21 protein-coding genes and 26 tRNA genes are annotated in these 24,021 nt (G+C 31.9%); 10 read left to right on the top strand and 37 right to left on the bottom strand.

The genetic code is table 11. The features are described from left to right. Positions 1-372: 372 nt before the first annotated feature. The 3 genes from BFN48_RS11370 to BFN48_RS11360 are packed head-to-tail and all read right to left on the bottom strand — an operon-like array spanning position 373 to position 3,930. Positions 373-2,145, bottom strand: coding sequence for an NADH-dependent [FeFe] hydrogenase, group A6 (locus tag BFN48_RS11370; protein WP_069651004.1), 1,773 nt, complete (start codon positions 2,143-2,145; stop codon positions 373-375). Positions 2,146-2,180: 35 nt separating this feature from the next. Further along, positions 2,181-3,440, bottom strand: a complete 1,260-nt coding sequence (locus BFN48_RS11365) for a complex I 51 kDa subunit family protein (RefSeq protein WP_069651003.1) — start codon at positions 3,438-3,440, stop codon at positions 2,181-2,183. Further along, positions 3,433-3,930 carry an NADH-quinone oxidoreductase subunit NuoE family protein gene (locus tag BFN48_RS11360; protein WP_069651002.1) on the bottom strand — a complete coding sequence of 166 codons (498 nt, stop codon included), beginning with the start codon at positions 3,928-3,930 and terminating at the stop codon, positions 3,433-3,435. The genes BFN48_RS11365 and BFN48_RS11360 overlap by 8 nt, the downstream gene beginning before the upstream one ends. 446 nt (positions 3,931-4,376) lie before the next feature. Here BFN48_RS11360 and BFN48_RS11355 point away from each other — a divergent pair, with 446 nt between their 5' ends. Further along, positions 4,377-4,889, top strand: coding sequence for a DUF2726 domain-containing protein (locus BFN48_RS11355; protein ID WP_069651001.1), 513 nt, complete (start codon positions 4,377-4,379; stop codon positions 4,887-4,889). Positions 4,890-5,131: 242 nt separating this feature from the next. Here the strand turns inward: BFN48_RS11355 and BFN48_RS11350 are convergent, their stop codons facing one another. Continuing rightward, positions 5,132-5,527 carry a helix-turn-helix domain-containing protein gene (locus BFN48_RS11350; RefSeq protein WP_069651000.1) on the bottom strand — a complete coding sequence of 132 codons (396 nt, stop codon included), beginning with the start codon at positions 5,525-5,527 and terminating at the stop codon, positions 5,132-5,134. A 256-nt stretch (positions 5,528-5,783) separates the two neighbouring features. Between BFN48_RS11350 and BFN48_RS11345 the strand changes: the two genes are divergently transcribed. The 9 genes from BFN48_RS11345 to BFN48_RS11315 all read left to right on the top strand — a co-directional run bounded on the left by BFN48_RS11345 (position 5,784) and on the right by BFN48_RS11315 (position 11,700). Further along, positions 5,784-6,023, top strand: a complete 240-nt coding sequence (locus tag BFN48_RS11345; RefSeq protein ID WP_069650999.1) for a hypothetical protein — start codon at positions 5,784-5,786, stop codon at positions 6,021-6,023. 21 nt (positions 6,024-6,044) lie between these two features. Then, a tRNA-Thr gene (locus tag BFN48_RS11340) sits at positions 6,045-6,117 on the top strand. Between the two features lie 23 nt (positions 6,118-6,140). Further along, positions 6,141-7,574 (top strand): hypothetical protein, encoded by a 1,434-nt coding sequence (locus tag BFN48_RS11335; protein ID WP_069650998.1) that lies wholly within the window; start codon positions 6,141-6,143, stop codon positions 7,572-7,574. Between the two features lie 7 nt (positions 7,575-7,581). Then, positions 7,582-7,743: a hypothetical protein gene (locus tag BFN48_RS12510; protein WP_176718874.1), complete on the top strand. Its 162-nt coding sequence runs from the start codon at positions 7,582-7,584 to the stop codon at positions 7,741-7,743. 1 nt (position 7,744) lies between these two features. Next, on the top strand, positions 7,745-7,954 hold the full coding sequence (locus tag BFN48_RS11330; RefSeq protein WP_069650997.1) for a hypothetical protein: 210 nt from the start codon (positions 7,745-7,747) through the stop codon (positions 7,952-7,954). Continuing rightward, complete coding sequence (locus BFN48_RS12505) at positions 7,942-8,094, top strand: hypothetical protein (RefSeq protein WP_176718873.1); 153 nt, start codon at positions 7,942-7,944, stop codon at positions 8,092-8,094. The genes BFN48_RS11330 and BFN48_RS12505 overlap by 13 nt, the downstream gene beginning before the upstream one ends. Positions 8,095-8,317: 223 nt before the next feature. Continuing rightward, a complete protein-coding gene (locus BFN48_RS11325; RefSeq protein WP_069650996.1) occupies positions 8,318-9,151 on the top strand; it encodes a zonular occludens toxin domain-containing protein in 834 nt (277 codons plus the stop codon). A 624-nt stretch (positions 9,152-9,775) separates the two neighbouring features. Next, a complete protein-coding gene (locus BFN48_RS11320) occupies positions 9,776-10,765 on the top strand; it encodes a rolling circle replication-associated protein (RefSeq protein WP_069650995.1) in 990 nt (329 codons plus the stop codon). Then, entirely contained in the window at positions 10,759-11,700 is a 942-nt protein-coding gene (locus BFN48_RS11315; RefSeq protein WP_069650994.1) for a tyrosine-type recombinase/integrase, read from the top strand. The genes BFN48_RS11320 and BFN48_RS11315 overlap by 7 nt, the downstream gene beginning before the upstream one ends. 161 nt (positions 11,701-11,861) lie before the next feature. Here BFN48_RS11315 and BFN48_RS11310 read toward each other — a convergent pair. The 33 genes from BFN48_RS11310 to BFN48_RS11150 form a co-directional block, all read right to left on the bottom strand. Beyond that, a tRNA-Arg gene (locus tag BFN48_RS11310) sits at positions 11,862-11,938 on the bottom strand. 5 nt (positions 11,939-11,943) lie between these two features. Beyond that, positions 11,944-12,018, bottom strand: a tRNA-Cys gene (locus tag BFN48_RS11305). A 20-nt stretch (positions 12,019-12,038) separates the two neighbouring features. After that, a tRNA-Gln gene (locus tag BFN48_RS11300) sits at positions 12,039-12,114 on the bottom strand. A gap of 19 nt (positions 12,115-12,133) precedes the next feature. Further along, positions 12,134-12,210, bottom strand: a tRNA-His gene (locus BFN48_RS11295). A gap of 36 nt (positions 12,211-12,246) precedes the next feature. After that, a tRNA-Gly gene (locus tag BFN48_RS11290) sits at positions 12,247-12,320 on the bottom strand. A gap of 8 nt (positions 12,321-12,328) precedes the next feature. Then, positions 12,329-12,403: transfer RNA gene (locus BFN48_RS11285), tRNA-Gly, on the bottom strand. Between the two features lie 100 nt (positions 12,404-12,503). Continuing rightward, positions 12,504-12,588: transfer RNA gene (locus BFN48_RS11280), tRNA-Tyr, on the bottom strand. A gap of 5 nt (positions 12,589-12,593) precedes the next feature. Next, positions 12,594-12,669 (bottom strand) — tRNA-Thr (locus BFN48_RS11275). Positions 12,670-12,674: 5 nt separating this feature from the next. Beyond that, positions 12,675-12,751: transfer RNA gene (locus BFN48_RS11270), tRNA-Asp, on the bottom strand. 104 nt (positions 12,752-12,855) lie between these two features. After that, positions 12,856-12,931 (bottom strand) — tRNA-Val (locus tag BFN48_RS11265). 5 nt (positions 12,932-12,936) lie between these two features. Beyond that, positions 12,937-13,011 (bottom strand) — tRNA-Glu (locus tag BFN48_RS11260). Then, positions 13,005-13,081: transfer RNA gene (locus tag BFN48_RS11255), tRNA-Met, on the bottom strand. Before BFN48_RS11255 ends, BFN48_RS11260 begins: the two co-directional genes overlap by 7 nt. Positions 13,082-13,092: 11 nt before the next feature. Beyond that, positions 13,093-13,169: transfer RNA gene (locus BFN48_RS11250), tRNA-Met, on the bottom strand. Positions 13,170-13,175: 6 nt separating this feature from the next. Continuing rightward, positions 13,176-13,265, bottom strand: a tRNA-Leu gene (locus tag BFN48_RS11245). A gap of 8 nt (positions 13,266-13,273) precedes the next feature. After that, positions 13,274-13,348: transfer RNA gene (locus tag BFN48_RS11240), tRNA-Asn, on the bottom strand. Positions 13,349-13,838: 490 nt separating this feature from the next. Next, positions 13,839-13,915 (bottom strand) — tRNA-Ile (locus BFN48_RS11235). 141 nt (positions 13,916-14,056) lie between these two features. Continuing rightward, positions 14,057-14,132: transfer RNA gene (locus BFN48_RS11230), tRNA-Trp, on the bottom strand. Positions 14,133-14,141: 9 nt separating this feature from the next. Further along, positions 14,142-14,218: transfer RNA gene (locus tag BFN48_RS11225), tRNA-Ile, on the bottom strand. An 18-nt stretch (positions 14,219-14,236) separates the two neighbouring features. Beyond that, positions 14,237-14,313, bottom strand: a tRNA-Ile gene (locus BFN48_RS11220). A 4-nt stretch (positions 14,314-14,317) separates the two neighbouring features. Then, a tRNA-Pro gene (locus BFN48_RS11215) sits at positions 14,318-14,394 on the bottom strand. Between the two features lie 12 nt (positions 14,395-14,406). Next, a tRNA-Trp gene (locus BFN48_RS11210) sits at positions 14,407-14,482 on the bottom strand. 9 nt (positions 14,483-14,491) lie between these two features. Next, positions 14,492-14,568, bottom strand: a tRNA-Ile gene (locus BFN48_RS11205). 8 nt (positions 14,569-14,576) lie between these two features. Continuing rightward, positions 14,577-14,667 (bottom strand) — tRNA-Ser (locus BFN48_RS11200). Between the two features lie 10 nt (positions 14,668-14,677). Then, positions 14,678-14,768: transfer RNA gene (locus BFN48_RS11195), tRNA-Ser, on the bottom strand. Between the two features lie 4 nt (positions 14,769-14,772). After that, positions 14,773-14,848: transfer RNA gene (locus BFN48_RS11190), tRNA-Lys, on the bottom strand. Between the two features lie 246 nt (positions 14,849-15,094). Beyond that, the gene (locus BFN48_RS11185) at positions 15,095-16,381 is read right to left on the bottom strand and encodes an adenylosuccinate synthase (protein ID WP_069650993.1); all 1,287 of its coding nucleotides are present in this window, start codon (positions 16,379-16,381) and stop codon (positions 15,095-15,097) included. A gap of 16 nt (positions 16,382-16,397) precedes the next feature. Continuing rightward, complete coding sequence (locus BFN48_RS11180) at positions 16,398-17,786, bottom strand: NAD(P)/FAD-dependent oxidoreductase (RefSeq protein ID WP_069650992.1); 1,389 nt, start codon at positions 17,784-17,786, stop codon at positions 16,398-16,400. A 116-nt stretch (positions 17,787-17,902) separates the two neighbouring features. After that, entirely contained in the window at positions 17,903-18,502 is a 600-nt protein-coding gene (locus tag BFN48_RS11175; protein ID WP_069650991.1) for a GNAT family N-acetyltransferase, read from the bottom strand. Positions 18,503-18,670: 168 nt separating this feature from the next. Continuing rightward, positions 18,671-20,014 (bottom strand): replicative DNA helicase, encoded by a 1,344-nt coding sequence (gene dnaB, locus BFN48_RS11170; protein ID WP_069650990.1) that lies wholly within the window; start codon positions 20,012-20,014, stop codon positions 18,671-18,673. A 76-nt stretch (positions 20,015-20,090) separates the two neighbouring features. Further along, positions 20,091-20,537 carry a 50S ribosomal protein L9 gene (rplI, locus tag BFN48_RS11165; protein WP_069650989.1) on the bottom strand — a complete coding sequence of 149 codons (447 nt, stop codon included), beginning with the start codon at positions 20,535-20,537 and terminating at the stop codon, positions 20,091-20,093. Further along, positions 20,537-22,546, bottom strand: coding sequence for a DHH family phosphoesterase (locus BFN48_RS11160; protein WP_069650988.1), 2,010 nt, complete (start codon positions 22,544-22,546; stop codon positions 20,537-20,539). The genes rplI and BFN48_RS11160 overlap by 1 nt, the downstream gene beginning before the upstream one ends. Before the next feature lie 17 nt (positions 22,547-22,563). Beyond that, positions 22,564-23,508, bottom strand: coding sequence for a YybS family protein (locus BFN48_RS11155; RefSeq protein WP_069650987.1), 945 nt, complete (start codon positions 23,506-23,508; stop codon positions 22,564-22,566). A gap of 14 nt (positions 23,509-23,522) precedes the next feature. Continuing rightward, complete coding sequence (locus BFN48_RS11150) at positions 23,523-23,849, bottom strand: MazG-like family protein (protein ID WP_069650986.1); 327 nt, start codon at positions 23,847-23,849, stop codon at positions 23,523-23,525. Positions 23,850-24,021 lie beyond the last annotated feature (172 nt).

Here is a 24,021-nt window from a genome sequence, read left to right as displayed (position 1 = left end):
GACCAAACTCATTTTTCTTTGTCGACTTTTGTCGTCGACTCTTAATACTATAGCAGATTTGTTTTATCATGTCAAGAACTTTTTTCATTCTTATTCGTCCTTAATTTTTATGCTTCCGCAAAGACATATAGTAATATAGCATAATTGCCAGTAGTCTTCAACATTATTGATACCCAATCATATTAATTTTATTCAATTAATTTATTTTTTTCTTATAAAATCTCTTGTTTTCTCCATATTTTACTTAACAGGAATTGTGTTAATTTATCCATAATTAATAATTTTCTATATACCAAAACAAAATCCACAAGCCCAGTATAAAAACTAAGCCTGTGGATTCCAAGTTAAAATTACTTTATCTATATTTTAACTCTATTCTTCAGTTGTAGCAACTTCGCTATCATATTTTAGATAGTCTATATCTAATATTTGATTTCTAGGGCTATATGATGTATGAAGTAATTTATGAGAAACCTTCCCAAGAGGCTTACCTAAAAACTCTTTATATAGCTGCTTGATCGCAGGATTTTCATGGGACTTTCTAATCTTCATACTTTTATCAACATTATAAATACCCTTAATTCTTTCTTCCTTAACCTTAGTAGTAGTTCCTATAGGCTGTCCTCCACCACCAATGCATCCGCCTGGGCAACACATAATTTCGATGAATGTATAATCTGCTTCCCCATTTTTAACCATATCTAATATTTTCTTTGCATTGCTTAGTCCATGAGCCACAGCTACTTTTACAGATGTCCCATTTAAATCAATTTCAGCTTCTTTAATGCCTTCTAGTCCTCTAACTTCAGTAAAATCTAGCTTTTCAAGCTCTTTTTCAGTTACTAACTCATAAACCGTTCTAAGAGCTGCCTCCATAACCCCACCAGTTGCACCAAATATTACTGCTGCTCCTGTTGTAATTCCGAAAGGCTCATCAAATTCCTCTTCTTCAATATTTGCTAAATCAATACTTGCAGATTTAAGCATTCTTGCAAGTTCCCTTGTTGTAAGCACTGCATCCACGTCTTTATAACCATAGGATGACATTTCTACTCTATCAGCCTCATATTTCTTAGCTGTACAAGGCATTATAGATACAGTAAATATCTTCGATGGATCTAATCCCATTTTTTCAGCATAATATGTTTTTGAAAGTGCACCAAACATTTGTTGAGGAGATTTACAAGTTGATACATGCTTAATTAAGTCTGGATAAAACCCCTCTAAATAATTTATCCAACCTGGACTACATGATGTTATCATAGGTAGCACACCATTATTCTGTATTCTGTGTAATAATTCATGACCTTCTTCAATTATTGTTAAGTCTGCAGTAAAATTAGTATCAAACACTTTATCAAAACCAAGTCTTCTAAGAGAAGCTACTACTTTTCCTGTTACATTTGTACCTGGCTCAAAGCCAAATTCCTCACCTATACTTACCCTAACAGCTGGAGCTATTTGTACAATTACATGAAGAGTTTCATCATATAGAGCGTTCCATACCTTCTCTGTATCATCTTTTTCATATATAGCACCAACTGGACACACAGTAGTACACTGTCCACAAAAAACGCACAAAGTATTGATAAGTTTCTTTTCAAACGCAGGAGTTATACAATAATTGATTGATCTATGTGCTTGACTTAATATCCCTACCCCTTGAACTTCTTGACAAACTTCTATACATCTATTGCATTTTATACACTTACTATGATCTCTTATAATTGCTGGATTTGATTCATCTATTTCTAAAGAATCTACTTCTTCTTCAAGATTAGTCTTAGAAATATTAAACATTTCACAAAGTTTCTGAAGTTCACATTTACCATTTCTAATACACTTAAGACAGTCCTGTGGGTGATTTGCTAAAATTAGCTCAAGTACTCCTCTTTGCGTATCTCTAACTAATTTTGAATGTGTATTTACTTTCATTCCATCCCAAACTGGAGTGGAGCAAGCAGTAACTAATTTATTAGGTCCTGTTTGTACTAAACATATTCTACAATTGGCTTTAACTTTTTGATCTGGATGGTGACATAATGTTGGAATATTAATACCGACTTTCTTAGCCGCTTCTAATATAGTAGTACCTTCTGGTACAGTTATTACTTTATTATCAATAGTAATTGTACAGTTACTCATTTTTAACCTCCTCAATATTATGAACTTTAGTATCTTTATCTACTCACTTTATAAATTCGCTGATAAAACTCTACTGGAAAATGCTTTATCGCTGAGAGCAAAGCTGTCGGAGCAGTTTTTCCTAATCCACAAAATGAAGCGTATTTCATAACGTTGGCAAATTTTTCTACTGTTTTCAAATCTGTTATACTAGCATCTCCAGCAACAAATCTATTGATTATTTTTGTAATCTGTCTGTTTCCTTCTCTACATGGTGTACATTTTCCACAACTTTCATGTAAGAAAAAGTCTTGTACAGATTTTATGAAATCAACCACACTATTTGTTTCGTCTGCTACCAATATTGCACCAGAACCTATTTCAATTCCATGATCCTTTAATTCTTTATAACAATATCTTAAATCTATCATATCAGCAGGAACGATAGCTCCAGATGCCCCTCCAAGCTGAAGAAATTTTAATTTTTTATTTTCTTTAATACCTCCACCGATATCATATATAATTTCTCTTAAAGTAACACCAAAAGGAATTTCATATGCACCTGGCTTGTTAATATTTCCACATAAACTAATTAATTTCGTACCTTTACTTTCAGAAGTTCCGTACTTTGTATATTCTTCAGAACCTATTAATAATATAGATGCTGCTGCGGCAAACGTTTCCACATTGTTTACAAGTGTAGGAAGATTATAAAGTCCACATTGTTTAATATATGGAGGTTTTATTCTTGGTCTACCACTTTTACCCTCCATTGACTCAATTAAAGAAGAATTTTCACCACAGACATAGGCCCCTGCTCCTGAAAATACCTTTATATCAAATTTAAAATCAGTACCTAAAATCTTTTCACCTAAATAACCGGCTTTTTTCGCTAATTCAATAGCTCTTCTAACCTTGTTATGAAGATGTTTATATTCTTCTCTAATATAGATATAACCTTCATTTGCTTTAACTGTATAAGCAGCAATGGTCATTCCCTCTATTATTTTATAAGGGTCATATTCTAGTAAATATCTATCTTTAAAAGTTGCTGGTTCTCCTTCATCTGCATTACATATAATAATTTTTCTATCTCCCTTTACATTCGCTGCTTGTTCCCATTTTTTCCCCGTTGGGTATGCTGCTCCACCTCTTCCTCTTAATCCAGAAGCTTTAATCTCATCGATAACACCTTGTGGCCCTAATTCAAAAGCTTTCTTCAAAGCTTCAAATCCGCCTAATTTAACATACTCATCAATTGATTCTATATTATATTTGTTAAAATTTTTTGTTATAACATTAACAACTCTATTCATGATTAATCCTCCTGTAACTATTAATAATCTCTTTAATTTTAGTCTCATTTAAATTTCCATAAACCTTATCATCAATTCTAAATGCAGGCGAGATATCACAAGCACCGAAACAAGCTGTATATTCAAGACTAAATTCTCCATCTTCTGTAGTCTCACCCATTTTAATACCTAATTCTCTTTCTAAAATCTCTCTAACTTTTTGATACTTATTCAATCTACAGGTAGTACTTTTACATAGTTGAATAACGTGTTTTCCCTTTGGCTTATCGTTAAGAGCTGAGAAAAAAGTAATAACATCATAAACCTTACTTGTAGGAATATTCAACTTGATACTTATATATTTTGCTACTTCTTCTGGAATATAATTTTGAGAAATGTTTGATTGAGTTTCTAAGAGGATAGCAAGTAAGTCGTTCTTATTCCAATTGTGCTTTTCTAATATTGAGTCAATTTTGTCAAACAGGCTTCTTTTGGTTGTGAATTTTTCCATTGTTTTGATACTCCCCCTTTAGATTATAAATAATTATTATAAAGTATAAAAAATCTTGATATTTATATATTAATAGAAATGTCGAAAAATATCCAGAATAGTCTAAAAATTAACAATATTAAAACAGCGGCTTAAAGCCGCTTTAAGATAGACAAAATCTTCGATTTAAAATCAACTGCAATATAGATTTTGCCTATATTTATAATAGAACATAAAAAAATGGAGGATTGGCTTCTCGCATCAACCCTCCATTTTTTTAATAATATTTAAGTGGTGCGCCCAGAGGGACTCGAACCCCCAACCTTCTGATTCGTAGAAATCACGAACATAAGTTCGTAAAATAACGAAACTTTTATAAAATAGTGAAACTTTTGAAATAAAAGAGGAATTAAGGAAGTAAATGTCAAATAATAGATATAAATGAAAAATTATGGGAGGGTAATATCGTGTACTATATTATAATTGTCTTAATCATTATTTATATAACGTATAATTACATAATTAAATTGAAAAAAACAGAAAATAATGTATCAATTAAATTACCTTATAAAAGTAAGAAACATTTATTAAGTAAAGCTGAATATAACTTTTATAAAACACTAACTTTAGCAATTAAGGAAAAAAATTTATACATATGTCCAAAAGTACGACTAGCTGATATTTTATATGTAGATAAAACAGAAAAAAGACAGCTCTATTGGAACAAAATAAATTCAAAACATATTGATTTTTTAATTTGTGAAAGTGAAACTCTTAAACCAGTATTAGCTATAGAATTAGATGATTCAACTCACAATAAATCTGAAAGAATAGAAAGAGATGAATTTTTAAATAATGTATTTAAAAGTACAAATTTACCTTTATTAAGAATTAAAGTAGGATATGGATATAAAGTTAATGAATTGAAAAATAAAATAGAAGAAATATTGAATCCAACAAAAATAGAAAAAGCATTATAAGATTCGCATTTGCGAATCTTATTTTAATGTAATCAATTTAAAATAAAGTTGTAAGAAAAATAAGAAAAGTGTATAATATAACCAAACATATGTTCGCATTTCATCGTTACATTAAATAGGGGGAAAACATTAAAGGGGGCATTTATGAAGTTGTTGAAAAACAAGTTAAAAGAAATGCTGAAGGAAAAATTAAATGCAAATAAAAATAAGCTTAAAGATATAATAGAAAACAACTAAAAAAATTAAATATCTTCAAGCTTATTAGCCATATCAATAAAAATTTCTATCTCTTTTAATATTTTCTCGATTTTTTCAGGGGTGAGTTTCTCGCCCCTTTTAATTTTGCCTTTTTTAATATAAATTTCAATAATTTCATCAGCTAGTTTGTCAGCTTCTTCATCTGTCAATTTGTAAGAATTATTAGGATTAGGGTTATCTGTTCTGCCTAGTAAGTAGTCAATACTAACATTAAAAAAATCTGCAATTTTAATTTTTATTTCATCACTTGGTTCGTTAATACCATTTTCATATTGAGATAAAGTGGAATTTTGAATGTTTAATATTTTAGCTAATTCTTTTTGAGTAATATTCTTTTCTTTTCTTAATTTTTTTATTCTTTCTCCTAATACCTTACCCATAATACCCCTTCTTTTTTCATTATTTATGAAAATATTTTATCATTAACTAAAAAAAAATACTAATAAATTTCATAAAACATGAAATTTATTATTGACATTCATGAAACATGAATGTATAATAAAATTAATTCAGATATCATGAATTTATTTAAATAGATTTCATTTTATATGAAATTTAATAAAATTGGGAGTAGGACTAATTTCCTACTCTCTCCCACCCCAAATAAAAGGATAAAAGAAAGGCGGTGTAAATTAGATGTTAGTTAGTCTAAAAGGATTAGTATTAGAAAAAGTACAAAAGCAAGATAAAGACAACAATAAAAAGTTTGTACTACGTTTATACCAACCAGGCGAAAGAGTGAATTTAGATGTAACAGTAAATCAGCAAACATTTAGTCAAGTAAAAGAGATGCAAGAAATAGAACTAAGTAATGTAAGAATAGGCACATACCTAATAAATGGAAAAGTTGGAATGTATGCAAAACAAGAATTCTAGAAATAGAATTCTTGTAACATGGCGGTGGTGGTCTAGAGGTCTAGGACACTAGGGTTGTAGCCTAGAGGTCGAGGGTTCGAATCCCTCCCCCGCACCCAAAAAGAAGGTGGTGAGGAAATGAGAAAGTTAACTTTTTTATTGATAGTGTTTATTTTATTAAATACAAGTTTAGTATATGCTGAAAGTCAACAAGTAGGTAGTAGGTTGTATATAGATGATAGTATTTTGGATTTAGAAAATACATTCGGACAGGGTTGGGAAGATTACGATTTGATTATAAAAAATACATATGATGATGGAGTTTATGCTTTAGTAGATTTTGTAGGAGAACCTGAATATATAGAGGTATATGTAAGTAATAGTTATATTGAATTTAAACCGATAGATGATAATGGAAATGTTTTGGATATAGTTCATGTAGAAAGAAATAGTACTGTTGCATTTACTTATGATTATTATGATGGTTATGTTAGAAGTGATAAGGAAATATTTGGACAATATGTAGATACTATAATTTACACAAAATATGCAAAGTATGAAATAAGATTAGATGATGGAACAGTAATATATACACCAATTACAATACCTTATTTCGTAGACTGGTACAATGAGGAAGAAGGCGGATTAATAACAATAGAACCAGGAGAAAGTTTATATATATTCAATGACAAAATAGACCAAGCATATTTTCTAATAGATAGTGATACACACTTAGGAAAATACAGAATGACAGTAACTGGACCAGATGGTTTTTATATAGAACAGGAAAAGTCAATTACAAGTATTGGATTTGAGTCATATATAGATAAAAATGATACTTATGTTATAGAAAACATAGGCAATTATACGATAAATTTTTGGTTTGATGATAAGGAATTAATGGATTGTATGAGTTATTATGAGAATTTAGTTTATGATGATGAAATTGAAGAAGTACAATGGCAAACAGTAAACATGGTAGATGGAGATTTATTTATCGCAACAAATACCGATGCAGTACCAAGAAAAGTAGTAATTCCATACAATCCACTAAATGAAAAGAGATTTGTAGTAACAGTAATGAATAATGGTGTTAAAACACAACAGACAGTTGACATATACAATGACTATATAATTACCTTAGAAAAAGACGATATATTGTACTTATATCAAGTAAAAGGAACTTATGACATAGTACAAAGTGAAAATATAACAGGGATAGTATATAGAGAAGTACTTAATAACAATAATGTACCAGATGGATTATTAAGTAGTGATTTAATTCAACTATATCAATTAGAACAACAAAAAGCAGATGAAGAAGAAGATTTAACAGAAATAGAAGAACAAATAAAAGAAATAAAAGGCATAAGAGGAATATTAACAAAAGTTTATTCAGATGTAGTATATGTATTTGAAACATTAGTTTCATTCGTTGGAATGTTGAGTTCAAAATCAGGGCAAGTGATGGCAGTTTTTAAAGATATATTCTCAGTATTACCAGATGAATGGGTACAACTAGGTACAGTAGGCATATCAATAATGATAATAGTATCAATCTTTAGAAAGTAGGGGTTTTATGGAAGTATTAAGAGTATTAATAGATTTAGCAGTAAAAGTAATGAAATTAAAATTTAATGTATTTGAATATCAGATAAGTTTCTTTGAAATATTCATAGGCTCAATGCTCTTATACTTCGCAGCAAGGTTTTTATTTGGAATAATTCAAAGGAGTGGATAGTATGGAAGAAACAGATTTAACGCAAATAGAAAACATACTAACCAATATGGATATAGAAATAACAGCAATAAAGCAGCAGATAGCAGATATGTCAAATTACATAGATAGACAAGTAGAATTAATAGATAAGCAAAATAATATAGCAGTATTTTTAATTTTAGTATTGTTATATCTAGCATTTAAGGAGAGTGTAAAGAAATGGATTCGTTAATGAATTTATTAGGAACAGTTCCACAAGGCATGGAAGAAATAGCGTTCATAGTAAGATGTTTTATATTTATCTTAATAATCTCTGGAGTAATAGACATCATAAAAGGCATAACATTTAGGTTATCAAAAGGTGGCATGTAATTAAATTAAATATATTAAATATTCTAGGAAAGGAGGTAATACTACAACACCAGTAATAGATACTTCTTTATTCAATGAAATAATAGGTATGATTCAATCAATATTAGGATTATTCCAACAGTATCCATTAAACGTACTAGTATTAGGAATGATAGCAGGAGTAGCATTTAGAGTATTAAGAGGAGCAAAGAAAGTAGCAAGATAGTAATAAGAGAGTCCCTGAATGGGACTTTCTTATTCTAATCAATTAAAAAAGGGTGATATTATGTTTGGGCTTTTAAATGCATTGATATTTGATTATTTACCTAAAATCCCACATCTATTGTATTGGAAAATAATTGATTTATATAGATATGTAAAATACAGAGAATGGGAAAAATTCAACTTATATGGTTTATACATTTGGATAGGTATGTTTGGAACAGGAAAAACCATATCAATGGTTAAAACAGCTTACGACTTATGTAAAAAATATAAAGACCTTAAGATATTAACGAATATAAAGCTAACTGGATTTCCCAAGCATACCAAAATAATTCCACTAACAAATTATGATCAGATAATTGAAATAGATGGCAATACTCTAATCTTACTTGATGAAATATCAAGTATATTTAATTCCAGGAATTGGGCAAAAAATGGAGTACCTGCCGACCTCATTGGTTTGTTGCTCCAGGTACGAAAAGAAAGAAAAGTTATATTTGCAACTGCACAACGGTTTAAACACGTTGATGCTCTCATAAGACAAATAACATTTTGTGTAGTAGAAAGCAAGACATTATTTAAAAGGTGGACATTTAATAAATATTATGATGCAGAAGAATACGAACAAACGATTGATATATATAACTTTAAACCTAATCCGTTGAGACGATTAAGTTTTATTCAAACAGATAGATTAAGACGTATGTATGATACATACGAAATGATATCTAAAGCTAAAAAACAAGAATTCTTAACACCAGTAGAAATACTTGAAAAGCAGGGAGTAGTTTCTTCAGTAACTATATTAGATAAAGATACTAAAAAAACTTTAAAAAAGAAGTTAGTAATTTGATGCTCCTGCCCTGTGGCAAATGGCTACATGCCATTGCCACAGGGCGCAAGCTATAGCATACAATATAAAGGTTTAAAGCTTGCAAAAAAATGAGGTGTTGATAATGGATTATAAAAATATGAGCATGTTTAGTTTAATGAAATTATTAAAGAGATGCAGGACCAAAGGACAGATTAAATTTCATTTGAGACGTTGGAAAGCAGCAAATAAAGAATATTTGGATAAGTTAAAATATTGATAAGTTTGTAAATATTTACCAGTTTCTTCTCTCCAAGAGCCCAGAGCAAAAATAAATATGAAGTAAAACTACCTTATAGCACTAACAAAATGGAGCGTTTTTGTATGCTAAAATGCTGTAAGGAAGGGAGAAAAAATAAAAACTAAGTATTTCTTCTTCCCTCCTGTCGCCCTTCGCAGTTTATAAATAGCATACAAAATTGATAAAAGTCAATAGAACGTGGAATACCGCAGCAAAGCGAGGATATGCCGCGAAAGCTATTGACTTTTATCAAAGCAAAATGTCTTAAGAAACGTTAGTTGCGGGTAGGTTGGCTTCACTTGAGTAATATCACACTTAATGCGAAAGCTTAAGTGTGATATTTAAAAGCTAAAGGGGGTCTACCTATGATTAATTTAATGAGTTTTAACTTCCAGGTAAAAATAGCAGGTAAACATATAACATTAAAAAAGTATTCTAAAACATTACAGTTCAATTATGCTAGTAAACCTACATTTGCAACGAAAAAAGGAACAAGCGAAAAAAATAGAGAGAATTTTATTAAGTCTATTATGAGAGCAAGACAAAAGGTTTTTGATATAATCGCATGTAATATAAACTGCATACCAGATTATTATGGTAATATACAAAGACCTAAATTCTGGACTTTAACATTTGCTGAAAATGTTACCGATTTACAAACTGCAAATGCTGAATTTACAAAGTTTAATAAACGTCTTTCTTACTACCTTTATGGTGTACATAAAAATGTGCTTAAGTATATTTGTATACCAGAATTTCAGAAACGTGGAGCAGTTCACTTCCATGTATTATATTTCAATTTACCTTATATTGAACAAAAAGAATTTTCAAAATTATGGCGACATGGTTATACTTGGATTGAATCAGTTAATAAAAAAGAAGAAATTGAGGATTTTGCGAAGTATGTTGCTAAGTATATAAATAAAGAAAACTCTAAAGGTGAAGATAATTATGAAATATATCTTGAAAAAGATTTATTAAATCAGAAAAGATATTTTTGCTCCAGAGGTTTAAATAAACCTAGTATCTATAAACTTAACATAGATGAAGAATTGTATAAAGTTTTTATAAACATGTTAAAAGAATTTAACACAAACAATCAAGAATATCAAAATGACTTTATTGGTAAAGTTGAAGTAAATAACTATGAAATAGATAAAGCATCAGTAATGTTAAATATACGAAATGCTATAAATACTTTGCATAAAATTATGCATGATATGTATAATAGAAAACTAGTATTCAGATATAAGCAAATTAAAAAACACATTATGAGTTTTGAAGATTATCATGAGAAATTATATGTAGAAATGAGAGCTAGAGAAAAATTTAGAGAGAGGGTGAGTTTTTGCTAACTCTAGAAAAAGCATTAGAATTGTTTTTAATAGACCAAAAACTAAAAGGGAACACAGATAAAACTATATTTAACTATGAAAGATTTTTAAGTTACTTTATAGATTTTATCGGAAAAGATAAATTAGTAACAGATATAACTTTGTTAGATTTAAAACAGTATCAGTTATATTTGGGTAGTAAAGATAAAGAATATAATTTTAAAACAAATAAAAAAGAAAAATTATCTAAAACAACGATACAGACATATATTAGACAGTTAAGAGCATTTATAAATTGGTTATATAACGAAGCATACATAAAAGAGAATTTAGCAGAAAGATTTAAATTACCAAAAGCACCTAAAAAAACAATAGAAATATTAAGTGATGAAGAAATTGAAATTTTATATAAAAGCATTAATGATAAAACTGAATTCGGATTAAGAAATAAATGTATGATATCGCTGATGTTAGACTCAGGATTAAGAAGTAATGAAGTAATTGAGTTAAAAGTTGAAAATGTGCATTTTACTCAAAATGTAATTAAAGTTTATGGTAAAGGTCAAAAGGAAAGGATTGTTCCACTTGGATTGTATACTAAAAAGTTATTATTTAAGTACTTAAATGGATATAGACCAATGCCAGAATATCCGACAACACACGTTTTTATAAGTCAAAATAAAACGCCTGTAAGTAAAGATGTAATTAAAATGATATTTGTTAGATTAAAGAAAAAAACAGGAATAGAAAGGTTACACCCACATATATTAAGGCATACATTTGCAACTAAATATTTAATAAATGGTGGAGATATATTTACATTACAGCAAATTCTAGGACATACATCTTTAGAAATGACTAGGCGTTACTCTCATTTAGCTTCAAGTTATGTAATGAAGAACTTTAAAAGATTATCACCATTAGATAATTTAAGAGCAAAAAATATAAAATTATAATTAAAATAGTGAAACTTTTATTAGTGAAAAACAGTAATCAGATTAACATAAATTGTAAATTGAAAATTGACAAAAAAATTTAGTTCATATGCCACGAAAGCATTAAAAAATGGAGGATTGGCTTCTCGCATCAACCCTCCATTTTTTTAATAATATTTAAGTGGTGCGCCCAGAGGGACTCGAACCCCCAACCTTCTGATTCGTAGTCAGACACTCTATCCAGTTGAGCTATAGGCGCAAACATGGAGGCGGCACCCAGATTCGAACTGGGGAATAAAGGATTTGCAGTCCTCTGCCTTACCACTTGGCTATGCCGCCAAAACAGTTTAAAGAATAAATGGCTGGGGCGGCAGGACTCGAACCTGCGAATGCTAGAGTCAAAGTCTAGTGCCTTACCGACTTGGCGACGCCCCAGCAAAATATTATCATTTGATGGGGTGGATAATGGGATTCGAACCCATGGCCTCCAGAGCCACAATCTGGCGCTCTAACCAACTGAGCTATACCCACCACGAAATAATTTTAAATTTAATCTATAATGAAAATTGGAGCGGGTGAAGGGAATCGAACCCTCGCGACTGGCTTGGAAGGCCAGGGCTCTACCACTGAGCTACACCCGCTTAATAAATGGAGCGGAAGACGGGATTCGAACCCGCGACCCTCGCCTTGGCAAGGCGATGCTCTACCACTGAGCCACTTCCGCACACTGACTATGTCAGAATTCTAAATTTTAAATGATATTGAGTCGCTAAAATATTTAACATTTAAAATTTATAATTTAAGATTCACTACGAAGTAGTGTATGGTGGAGGGGGCTGGATTCGAACCAGCGAAGGCTACGCCAACGGATTTACAGTCCGTCCCCTTTGGCCGCTCGGGAACCCCTCCTAATATGGAGCTGGCGATGGGACTCGAACCCGCAACCTGCTGATTACAAGTCAGCTGCTCTACCAGTTGAGCTACGCCAGCATATTTGGCGACCCGGAAGGGGCTCGAACCCTCGACCTCCAGCGTGACAGGCTGGCATTCTAACCAACTGAACTACCGGGCCAATATCTGGCATTCTAACCAACTGAACTACCGGGCCATAAAATCAATTTTAAATCGTAAATGTTAAGTTTTAAATATCTTTTTAAAGCTTCAACTTAAAAAAGATGGTGGGCGCGACAGGGCTCGAACCTGTGACCTCCTGCTTGTAAGGCAGATGCTCTCCCAGCTGAGCTACGCGCCCAATTTTGGTGACCCTACCGGGATTCGAACCCGGGTTACCGCCGTGAAAGGGCGGTGTCTTAACCACTTGACCATAGGGCCACAACGGATTCGAACCGCCGACACTGCGGGTATGAACCGCATGCTCTAGCCAACTGAGCTACGCCGCCACGTTTTTCAATATGGTTGCGGGGGCCGGATTTGAACCGACGACCTCCGGGTTATGAGCCCGACGAGCTACCTGGCTGCTCTACCCCGCGATGATGTGGTGCCGGGGACCGGAATCGAACCGGTACGGTCTTATAAGGACCGCAGGATTTTAAGTCCTGTGCGTCTGCCAGTTCCGCCACCCCGGCATTTATTCTGGCTCCTGGGGTGGGACTCGAACCCACAGCCTACCGGTTAACAGCCGGTTGCTCCACCATTGAGCTACCCAGGATCAATACCTTTTGTCAGCGACGACAAGATATATATTAGCATAATTATAGATTCGTGTCAATAACTTTTTTGAAGAATTTTCATCTTTTTCGATGTACTTCGACAAATTTATAGAAAGCAAAGTATATTAACAGAATACAGTAAACAAAATCTTCGACTTTAAAAAATTAAGGAAGATTTTGTTGAAATTCATAAACGGAAATTATATTCAAAATTATCCACAGTTTAGCAAGGAATATAATTTCCTATGAATTGTAAAAAACTCCTACCGTATCCCAGTACCTAGTACCTGATACATTATACGCTGTGCAGTTTTCAAAGTACAAACCTTGCCGCTTTCGCGGAGTTCTAAATGTTAAATGCTTAATTTTAAATATTTTTTATTTAACATTTAAAATTTATAATTTAAAAATATTTTTCAAAACACTTTATGTTTTGAAAAATATCGCTCTAGCCAGCTGAGCTAAGGGCCCTTAAAAAATCATAATTTATGGTGGGCTTAGGTGGACTCGAACCACCGACCTCACGCTTATCAGGCGTGCGCTCTAACCTGCTGAGCTATAAGCCCACGTACTGCTTTTGCAGAATTTAAAATGTAAAATTCAAAATTATCTTTGTAATTTTACATTTTCATTTTTTAATTTTCAATTCGTCTGAAAGACGTGCCACGTGCGCTACCAAACTGCGCCACACCCCGATGTTGTCCTGTTGGCAGGGGTGGCAGGACTCGAACCCACGACATTCGGTTTTGGAGACCGACGTTCTACCAACTGAACTACACCCCTGTATTTGATTGGTGGGCCCTCAGGGACTCGAACCCCGGACCTGCCGGTTATGAGCCGGACGCTCTAGCCAGCTGAGCTAAGGGCCCTTAAAAAATCATAATTTATGGTGGGCTTAGGTGGACTCGAACCACCGACCTCACGCTTATCAGGCGTGCGCTCTAACCTGCTGAGCTATAAGCCCATATTGGTCGGGGTGGAGGGACTCGAACCCCCGGCCCCATGGTCCCAAACCACGTGCGCTACCAAACTGCGCCACACCCCGATGTTGTCCTGTTGGCAGGGGTGGCAGGACTCGAACCCACGACATTCGGTTTTGGAGACCGACGTTCTACCAACTGAACTACACCCCTGTATTTGATTGGTGGGCCCTCAGGGACTCGAACCCCGGACCTGCCGGTTATGAGCCGGACGCTCTAGCCAGCTGAGCTAAGGGCCCTTAAATCTTGGCGGAGAAGGAGGGATTTGAACCCTCGCGCCCCGTTAGGGACCTACTCCCTTAGCAGGGGAGCCTCTTCAGCCACTTGAGTACTTCTCCACTCTTTATTTGGCGGAGAGGGTGGGATTCGAACCCACGGCCCGCGCAAGCGAGTCACTGGTTTTCAAGACCAGCTCCTTAAACCACTCGGACACCTCTCCATATTGGTGACCCATCCGCGACTCGAACGCGGGACACCCTGATTAAAAGTCAGGTGCTCTACCGACTGAGCTAATGGGTCGTTTTGCAACTCACAGTTATATATATTACAGGATAAGATATTGTTTGTCAACACTTTTTTTAAAATTTTTTATGTGGTTTATTTTACCAAAATTTAACCTCTGATACTAAAGCATCAGAGGGCAAACTGTAAACAAAATAGAACTATAATAATTGAAAAAATATATTTGTTTATGAGCATTATTTTTTCAATTAATTAATAAATATAACTTGAACCCCTGATACTAAAGCATCAGGGGTTGCTAAATTAGAAAATATTCTCTCTTAATATAGTTGCATTTCTATTAGGCCCTATAGAAACTAACTTAACTTTCACGCCAGTAAGCTCTTCAATCTTAGAAATATACTTCTTTGCATTTTCAGGTAATTCATCAAATGTTTTTACATCCTCTATCTCTTCTTCTTTCCATCCATCTAAAACCTCATATATAGGTTTGCACCTTTTTAGAGTTTCTAAACTTGAAGGAAAATCTTTAACTACTTTTCCGTCAAGCTCATATGCTGTACATATCTTTAGTTTTTCAAAACCTCCTAATGTATCTAACTTAGTAATTGCAATAGAGGTTAATCCATTTATTCTAGCTGAATATCTAAGCATAACAGTATCTAACCATCCACATCTTCTTGGTCTACCTGTTGTAGTTCCATATTCATACCCTTTTTGTCTTATCATATCTCCAGTCTCATCAAATAATTCAGTTGGAAACGGTCCTTTTCCTACTCTTGTAGTATAAGCTTTAACTACTCCTAAGACTTCTTTTATACCAAAGGGGCTTATTCCAGTTCCAACAGTTACTCCTCCAGAAATTGGGTGAGATGAAGTAACATATGGATATGTTCCAAAGTCTATATCTAAAAGTGTCCCTTGCGCTCCTTCAAATAGTATCTTTTTGCCATTTTCAATAGCTTCATTTAATAAAGCAGTTGTATCTACAACGTATTTTTTTATTTTTTCTAGGTAATCCATATATTCTGTTACAATACTATCTTCATCAAGCCCACTTTCACCATAAAGTTTCTCAATTATTTCATTTTTTTCTTTTATATTTCTTCTAAGTTTTTCCTCTAAAATATCTTTATAAAAGATATCACACATTCTAATTCCATTTCTTTCAACTTTATCTCTATAACAAGGACCTATTCCCTTAATTGTTGTTCCAATTTTACTCTTGCCTCTTTTTTTCTCTTCAAGTTCATCTAGTTTAATATGATAAGGAAGTATAATATGTGCTCTATCACTTATTCTTAAATTATCAGTTTTTATACCTCTATCATTTAAGTACTTTATCTCTTCTAATAATGATTTAGGATTTACAACAACCCCATTACCAATTACACACACTTTTTCTTCGTAAAAAATACCTGATGGTATCAAATGTAATTTAAACTGCTTTTCTCCTATTTCAACAGTATGACCTGCATTATCTCCACCCTGATATCTAACGACTATGTCAGCTTTCTCAGATAAAAAGTCTGTTATCTTTCCTTTACCTTCATCTCCCCATTGAGCACCTAATATAACAAGTGTATTCATTTAATCAACCCCTTTGTTATTTGTTTAACCTTTTTATTATCTCTCTTGCTACAACTACTCCTGCAGCAGAAGCTTGTGCTAATCCTCTTGTAACTCCCGCACCATCTCCTGCAGCAAATAAATTATCTATTTCTGTTTCAAGATTATTCGTGAGCTTAACTCTTGAAGAATAAAATTTAACTTCAACCCCATATAAAAGAGTATGTTTTGAAAATACTCCAGGAGCTATCTTATCCATAGCTTCTAGCATTTCAATTATATCTCTTAAATGCCTATACGGAAGCACCAAGCTTAAGTCACCAGGAGTAGCATCGATTAATGTAGGCTGAACTAAACTTCTTCTTAATCTACTTTCTGTAGTTCTTCTACCATCTAATAAATCCCCTAACCTTTGTACTATTACCCCATCTCCTAACATATTAGCCAATGTTGCAATATATTTCCCATAAGCTATAGGAGAATTAAATGGTTCAGTAAATTCTTTAGAAACTAAAAGTGCAAAATTAGTATTTTCTGTTTTCCTTTCTGCATAACTATGTCCATTAACTGTCTTTATGCCATCATTATTTTCTACAACTACTTCACCATAAGGATTCATACAGAAAGTTCTTACTCTATCATCAAATGATTTTGTATAATAAATCAGCTTAGATTCATAAACAACGTCAGTAATTTCCTCTAAAACTACAGCCGGAACTTCTACTCTAACGCCAATATCAACTGCATTATTTTTAAGGCTAAGTCCCAATCTTTCAGCTTCATTTTTAAACCATTCAGATCCTTCTCTACCAGGTACTGCAACTACATAATCGCTAAAAAACTCTTCATCTTTAGTTACAACACCTGAAACCTTGCCATCTTTAACTAAAATTTTATCAACAGGTGATAAATATTTTATTGTTATTCTATCCCTTAAGTACTCTTCCATTCTTTTTAGTATATTAAAACATCTTTCAGTGCCTAAATGTTTAACCTTTGCAGGTATAAGTTTCAAATCTGCAGCAGCTGCTTTCCTTTGAATTTCTCTTATTTTCTCGGTATTAGTACCATGTATTTTTTCTGTAGCACCAAATTTTAGATATATTCTATCAACATAATTTATGAGATCCTCAAGTTCTTTTTTCGTCATATACTCATCTAAAATACCACCAAACTCTGAAGTAAGTGTCAATTTACCATCACTAAAAGCACCTGCTCCTCCCCATCCATTAACAATAGAACAAGGTTTACACTGCACACATTTAACGCCTTTTGTTTTTATTGGACATATCCTGCCTTCAATGTTCCTTCCTTTTTCGAGTAATAATATATCCATATTTTCATCATGTTTTAATAATTCTAATGCAGTAAAAATTCCAGCAGGTCCACCACCAATAATTATAACATCGTAATTTTTCTTAGGCATTTTCATTACCTCTCTTCTAAAATAATTTTCGTTATAACACGAATGACCCCTAACTATATTATCAAATCGATTTATTAAAGTCAATAAAATACCGAATGTTATTTGTTGTATTATTTTTAATGTTCGTTTTTGCAGTAGTCATATTTACTCAACTCCATTTTATAATAACAGCAATATAAATTCCCTTTTTTAAAAATAAAGCCATCAATCAAATCACTATGTCTTTCTTTTAATAAAACATTATATGTTTTTATGTCTAGTTTCTTAAGATATTCCCCAGTTTTTCTAAAACCATTTTTTTCATAACATCTTATTGCTCTTTTGTTAAATTTCGCAACACTTAGACACATAGTTTTCATTTTAAGTTCATTAAAAAAATAATCTAAAAAAATATTTAAAGCTTCAGTACCATAACCTCGATTTACAAAGTTAGCATCTAAAGTTATTCCTAAAGTTGCCTGTTTCTTGAATTTTTTTATATTTCTAATTGTTAAGTATCCGATTGTATCTCCATTTTCATTCAATATACCAAAAGATTTTCTATTTTTCTTAAGCGTTCTATCTTTATACCACTGTCTTATTTCTTCATCTTTTAATTTAGGAAAATTATAGTCAGAAAAAAGTGGCTCTTCATGTTTCCCCCAGTCTTGCATTGCATATACATCTTCTAATACTAAAGGTCTTATAGTAACCCTTTTTCCTACAATTAAACACATATACTCACCCACACCCCTTAAATTATCTATATTATATTATATCACGCAATTAGTTCCTTTATATTCCATAATGCTTTTTTATACAAAAAGCATCCAGGCTGTTGACAAAGTTATATTACTTTCTGTCAAAAAATATACCGAGGGTTTAAACCCTCGGTATAAAATAATTTATTGTCTATACTTTTCTAAATTCAAGAATTTAGTAAACTGTCCCATCCAAACCAATTCAACAGTACCTGTAGGACCATTACGCTGCTTTGCTATTATTACCTCACCGATATTCTTTTTATCTGTATCTGGATGATAATATTCATCTCTATACAAAAGCATTACTACGTCTGCATCCTGCTCTATTGCACCAGATTCTCTTAGATCTGATAAAATAGGTCTATGATCAGATCTTAACTCAGGTGCACGTGAAAGCTGCGATAAAGCTACTACTGGACAATTCATTTCTCTTGCTAATCCTTTTAAACCTCTCGATATAGCAGATATCTCCTGTTGTCTATTCTCGGATTTCCCATCTCCCTGCATTAACTGTAAATAATCAATAAGTATCAAGTCTAATCCATTTTCTATCTTTAATCTTCTGCATTTCGCCTTCATTTCACTTAGTGTAATTCCAGGGGTATCGTCAATATATATTTTAGCTTGAGATAAAGGCCCCATTGCTCTAACCAATCTTAACCACTCGTCCTCACTCAACTGTCCATTTCTAATTTTTTGTATTTCTACATGTGATTCAATACTTAACATACGCTGCACTAATTGCTCTTTTGACATCTCTAAACTAAATATAGCAACTGATGCATTACCTTTTAATGCACTATTTAATGCAATATTTAATGCAAAAGCTGTTTTACCCATCGATGGCCTAGCAGCAACTAATATTAGGTCTGATTTTTGTAATCCAGATGTTTTATTATCTATATCGATAAATCCAGTAGTTAAACCTGTTATGCCACCTTTATTTTCAAACATCTCCTCAATTTTATTAAGACTGTCTAATAAAATATTTTTAATAGGCGTAAATCCTTCATGACTTTTTCTTTGCGTAATATCAAATATCTTCTTTTCCGCTAAATCGATTATACTACTTATTTCTTCATCAGCTTCATATCCCTTTGACATTATCTCATCAGAAGCTTTAATCAACTTTCTTAGAATTGATTTCTCTTCTACTATCTCACAATAATGCTTTATATTAGCAGTTGTAGATATACCTTCTGATAAATCGGCTAAATAGGTCATTCCACCAATCGCTTCTAAAGTACCCCTCTTTTTCAATTCTTCAGATAAAGTTATCAAATCAACAGGTTCATTTTTATCATTAAGTGCTAATATAGCTTCATATATTTCCTTATGAGCTTCTTTATAAAAATCGTCTGGTCTTAATATTTCAATAGCAGTAATTATCGAATCTTTATCTAGTATCATTGATCCTAAAACAGACTGTTCAGCTTCAATGCTATGTGGAGGTACTTTTCCAATAGTCTTTATATTATCAGTCACAGAGTTCACCTCCTAATATGAATTACAGCACTTTTTAAGGCAACTTCCTTAAAAAGTGCTGATTATATAAAACACACTAATTTTCAGATACCTCAACTTTAAGCTTTGCTACAACAGACGGATATACTTTAATATCAACAAAAACTACACCAAGAGCTTTTATATTATCTTCTAACATAATTTTCTTTTTATCAATCTTTATTTTATGCTGTTTATTTAATGCATTGGCAATATCTTTACTTGTAATTGAACCAAATAGCTTACCATTTGCTCCTGCTTTGCCTTGTATTTTAACACTAATACTAGATATCTTTTCAGCTAATTTTTTAGCTTTTTCTAATTCTTCTTTTTGTTTAATCTCTCTGGCTGTTTCCTGTTCTTTTAATACCTTTAAATTACCTTCTGTTGCTTCTTTAGCAACTCCTCTCGGCAAAAGAAAATTCCTCGCATAGCCATCTTTTACATTAACAACACTACCTTTTTTACCAAGTCCCTTGACATCCTTTAATAATATTACCTTCATTACTCTTCACCTTCCTTAATATATTCTCTTATCGCTTCTTTCAATCTTTCTTTTGCATAATGTAAATCAGTCCCATCTAACTGCGTGCCAGCCGCTGTCAAATGACCTCCTCCACCTAATTTTTCAAGAATTAATTGAACGTTAATGTCTCCTAATGATCTGCCACTTATATGTATTTTATCATCATTTATCACTAATACAAATGAAGCTTTTATCCCACTAATATTCAATAAATCATCTGCTGACTGTGCAGCAATCAATACTGAATCATCACTAATTTCCTCTAATGTTGATATAGCTATAATTCCATCTATTATCTCTGCTTTCTTTACAACTTCCGCCCTTAAGATGAATGTATACAAATCATCCTGAAATAATTTTCTTACCGACGTAGTATCTGCTCCAGCTCTTCTCAAGAAAGAAGCTGCCTCAAAAGTCCTTACTCCAGTTTTAAAAGTAAAATGTTTAGTATCTACTGCTATACCAGCCAACATAGCTTCTGCTTCAAATTTTTCTATCTCTATTTTATCTCCCATGTAATAAAGTATCTCTGTAACTAATTCACATGTTGATGAAGCATAAGGCTCCAAATACATAAGCACAGGCTCTTCTATAAATTCTGCACCTCTCCTATGATGGTCAATCAAAACCACCTTATCAACTATTTCCAACAATTCTGGAGCTTCTGTATAGCTTGGCCTGTGAATATCTACAACAATACATAAAGAAGACTTGTCTGCCTTAGCTACAGCCTCCTCAGGAGTAATTATGTGTTTTAAATATTGAGGATGATCTTGTTTTATTTTATTATAAATATTCTTTATCGAAGGATTAACTCCACTTAATATAATATATCCTTCTTTACCTCTGTTCTTAACAGCTCTAAATATACCTAATGAAGCACCAAAACTATCCATGTCAGCTATCTTATGGCCCATAATAAATACTCTATCTGATTGGTCTATAAGCTGTCTTAAAGCATGAGAAATAATTCTCGCCTTTACTTTAGTCCTTTTCTCAACCGCTTTACTTTTACCTCCATAAAATTCAAGTTTGTCTATCTTTTTAACGACCGCTTGGTCTCCACCTCTTCCTAATGCAATATCTATAGCAGCCCTTGCGAATTCATAGAGCTGAGCAGGATTTTTTCCATTTACGCCTACACCTATACTTAAAGTAACTGGTATTTTATTACCTACACTTATTTCTCTTATATCATCAAGTATATCAAATTTCTTTATTTCCAAATTTCGTAAATACTTATGCTCAAAAATTATCAAATATTTGTCACTTTCAAATTTTCTTATAAGTCCATTTATTCTTGATGCAAAAATATTTAATCTTCTATCTATTTCTGCAATAACTATTGGCCTTGAAGTTTCTTCCGTGCTCTTTATAACTTCATTGTAATTATCAACCTGTACTAAACATACATTAATTTTTTCATCATTATACTTGTCTTTCAATAAAGTAAAATTAGTTACATCTATCCAATATAACATTATTATATAGCCTTTTTTGTTTTTATTTTTGTTTTCCTTTTTTACTATATTATACAACACTTTATAATGTCTATCTTTAATTGTTGCCTCAATTACCATATCTTTTTCATTATTCATTATATCATCTATATTAAATCCTGGAATTATATCATTTATTCTAATTTCAAGTATATCTTCTCTATCGATTATTTCCATGAATTTAGGATTATACCAAGTTATCCTCCCATCTATTTCAACCATTACTAAAGGAATTGGTAAATTTAAAATCGCATGTTTTGTAGCAGTGTCAAAATCTTCTGTAAGACTTTCTATATATTTAGTCCACTCAACTTTTTTTAAGTGAACATTTCTCCAATGATAATAAATTAAATAAAATAAAACTATTACCCCTATACCTGCAATTACAGGTTCATAAAAAGCTATAATTCCTATAAGTATTCCTATTATCCAGAGATAAATTTTAGTGTCTGGTACTAAAAATCTAAAGATATTTTTCCCCTTTCCCATTTTATCCTCCTAAAAAATCAGGAAACTTTAACTTTCCTAAAATTGATAAGTGAATCTATAAAGCCAATAAAAGAAACAAGTAGCCACATAGGAATATACATCACTGATAGTACTAATATTATCCCCTTTATAAATTTATTAGTTTTTCTTCTGTCTAAATAAAACACCAGAACTGCCAATCCTTGTATAAAGAGAATAAATAGAACAATAATCATTACATTTAGAAATATTGTATGATAATAAAGCATTTTAAAATATTTAATAATCCAAGTAGCTATAAATATTGCCAAAATACCTAATATTGCATTACTAGGCATTCTAAAGTATTTAAATCTCGGTACATGGATATTCCTATTGCCAATCCTTCTCAATACAGCTCCTAATACTAAATAATTAACATATGCTACGAATCCTGAAAAAATAATTAAAGCTGCAGGTAATATAGCAATCATATAATCTATAATCATGTCCATCATACTTTTAATTTTTGACATTTCGTAGTTAGTTAAACTCATATTTTTTATCATATCTAACTGAACTTCAAATGCTTTATTAAGAGAAAGCTCCATATGTTCAACGAAACTTACTCCAAATATATATCCTGATAATAATATAACAATTAAAATTGAAACAAAAAATACCACTGTAGTAATAATTAAAACCTTATATGACTTCTCCTTTTTATTAAGCAAATAAACAAAAATGACAGATAAAGGCCCAAATAGCAACAACATAAATACTCCAGTAAGTAAATCTATCAATATACCTAATACAAAACTTGACACTATAATCGATAATATACTATATTTTATATCTCTCCTAAATCCTAATATTATAAAAGGAACAGGATATAATAATATTACTATAGAAAATATATTAACCCCTATTAAAGCTAAAATAATCGTTAAAGCTGTAATTATTCCCGCTTCTGCTACCCCTTTAGTTTTATCATTTAAGTTCAAAGAAATCACCTCTATTATTTTCTTGATCTATTTAAGTATTCTCTTAATTTACTCAAATCACCATACCACTTTTCTATTTTATGTTCTTCTATTATCCCTAATTTAATTTTATTTTCAATTTTAGAATCTATACTTTCAAAACTAAAACCCAATCTCTTTCCAAGTAAATATGTTACCAAAATAATATTAGCCAAAGCATCTAATAAAGCGTCCTGGCTATTTTTTATCCCTTTAACAAATAACTCAAAAAGTGATGCTACAGCTGTCAGAAGTTCACTTTTAAGCCACTCAATAACTTTTATATTTTTCGTAATATCTATCTTATCATCTTTAAAACCCATATTTTACGCCCCCTATATACATTATAGCAGATTTGTATAAATAATGAACTATTCCAACAATTTCTAACTGCAACCTTAATAAAATTCTACATAGTAGAGTTTATTATGTCAAATGAAATATAGGCTCCATCACATAAAAAAAGCAGCCAAATGGCTGCACTTAGAATACATT

The organism is Caloranaerobacter ferrireducens, assembly GCF_001730685.1.
GTDB classification, from domain to species: Bacteria; Bacillota; Clostridia; order Tissierellales; family Thermohalobacteraceae; genus Caloranaerobacter; species Caloranaerobacter ferrireducens.
Note: the sequence above shows the minus strand (reverse complement) of the source record. Positions and strands in the feature narration are given on the sequence as shown.

Excerpts from the sequence above, each read along its gene's own strand:
- BFN48_RS11370 (WP_069651004.1), bottom strand. The coding sequence starts at position 2,145 with ATGAGTAACTGTACAATTACTATTGATAATAAAGTAATAACTGTACCA.
- BFN48_RS11365 (WP_069651003.1), bottom strand. The coding sequence starts at position 3,440 with ATGAATAGAGTTGTTAATGTTATAACAAAAAATTTTAACAAATATAAT.
- BFN48_RS11360 (WP_069651002.1), bottom strand. The coding sequence starts at position 3,930 with ATGGAAAAATTCACAACCAAAAGAAGCCTGTTTGACAAAATTGACTCA.
- BFN48_RS11350 (WP_069651000.1), bottom strand. The coding sequence starts at position 5,527 with ATGGGTAAGGTATTAGGAGAAAGAATAAAAAAATTAAGAAAAGAAAAG.
- BFN48_RS11345 (WP_069650999.1), top strand. The coding sequence starts at position 5,784 with ATGTTAGTTAGTCTAAAAGGATTAGTATTAGAAAAAGTACAAAAGCAA.
- BFN48_RS11335 (WP_069650998.1), top strand. The coding sequence starts at position 6,141 with ATGAGAAAGTTAACTTTTTTATTGATAGTGTTTATTTTATTAAATACA.
- BFN48_RS12510 (WP_176718874.1), top strand. The coding sequence starts at position 7,582 with ATGGAAGTATTAAGAGTATTAATAGATTTAGCAGTAAAAGTAATGAAA.
- BFN48_RS11330 (WP_069650997.1), top strand. The coding sequence starts at position 7,745 with ATGGAAGAAACAGATTTAACGCAAATAGAAAACATACTAACCAATATG.
- BFN48_RS12505 (WP_176718873.1), top strand. The coding sequence starts at position 7,942 with ATGGATTCGTTAATGAATTTATTAGGAACAGTTCCACAAGGCATGGAA.
- BFN48_RS11325 (WP_069650996.1), top strand. The coding sequence starts at position 8,318 with ATGGGACTTTCTTATTCTAATCAATTAAAAAAGGGTGATATTATGTTT.
- BFN48_RS11320 (WP_069650995.1), top strand. The coding sequence starts at position 9,776 with ATGATTAATTTAATGAGTTTTAACTTCCAGGTAAAAATAGCAGGTAAA.
- BFN48_RS11185 (WP_069650993.1), bottom strand. The coding sequence starts at position 16,381 with ATGAATACACTTGTTATATTAGGTGCTCAATGGGGAGATGAAGGTAAA.
- BFN48_RS11180 (WP_069650992.1), bottom strand. The coding sequence starts at position 17,786 with ATGCCTAAGAAAAATTACGATGTTATAATTATTGGTGGTGGACCTGCT.
- BFN48_RS11175 (WP_069650991.1), bottom strand. The coding sequence starts at position 18,502 with ATGTGTTTAATTGTAGGAAAAAGGGTTACTATAAGACCTTTAGTATTA.
- rplI (WP_069650989.1), bottom strand. The coding sequence starts at position 20,537 with ATGAAGGTAATATTATTAAAGGATGTCAAGGGACTTGGTAAAAAAGGT.
- BFN48_RS11160 (WP_069650988.1), bottom strand. The coding sequence starts at position 22,546 with ATGGGAAAGGGGAAAAATATCTTTAGATTTTTAGTACCAGACACTAAA.
- BFN48_RS11150 (WP_069650986.1), bottom strand. The coding sequence starts at position 23,849 with ATGGGTTTTAAAGATGATAAGATAGATATTACGAAAAATATAAAAGTT.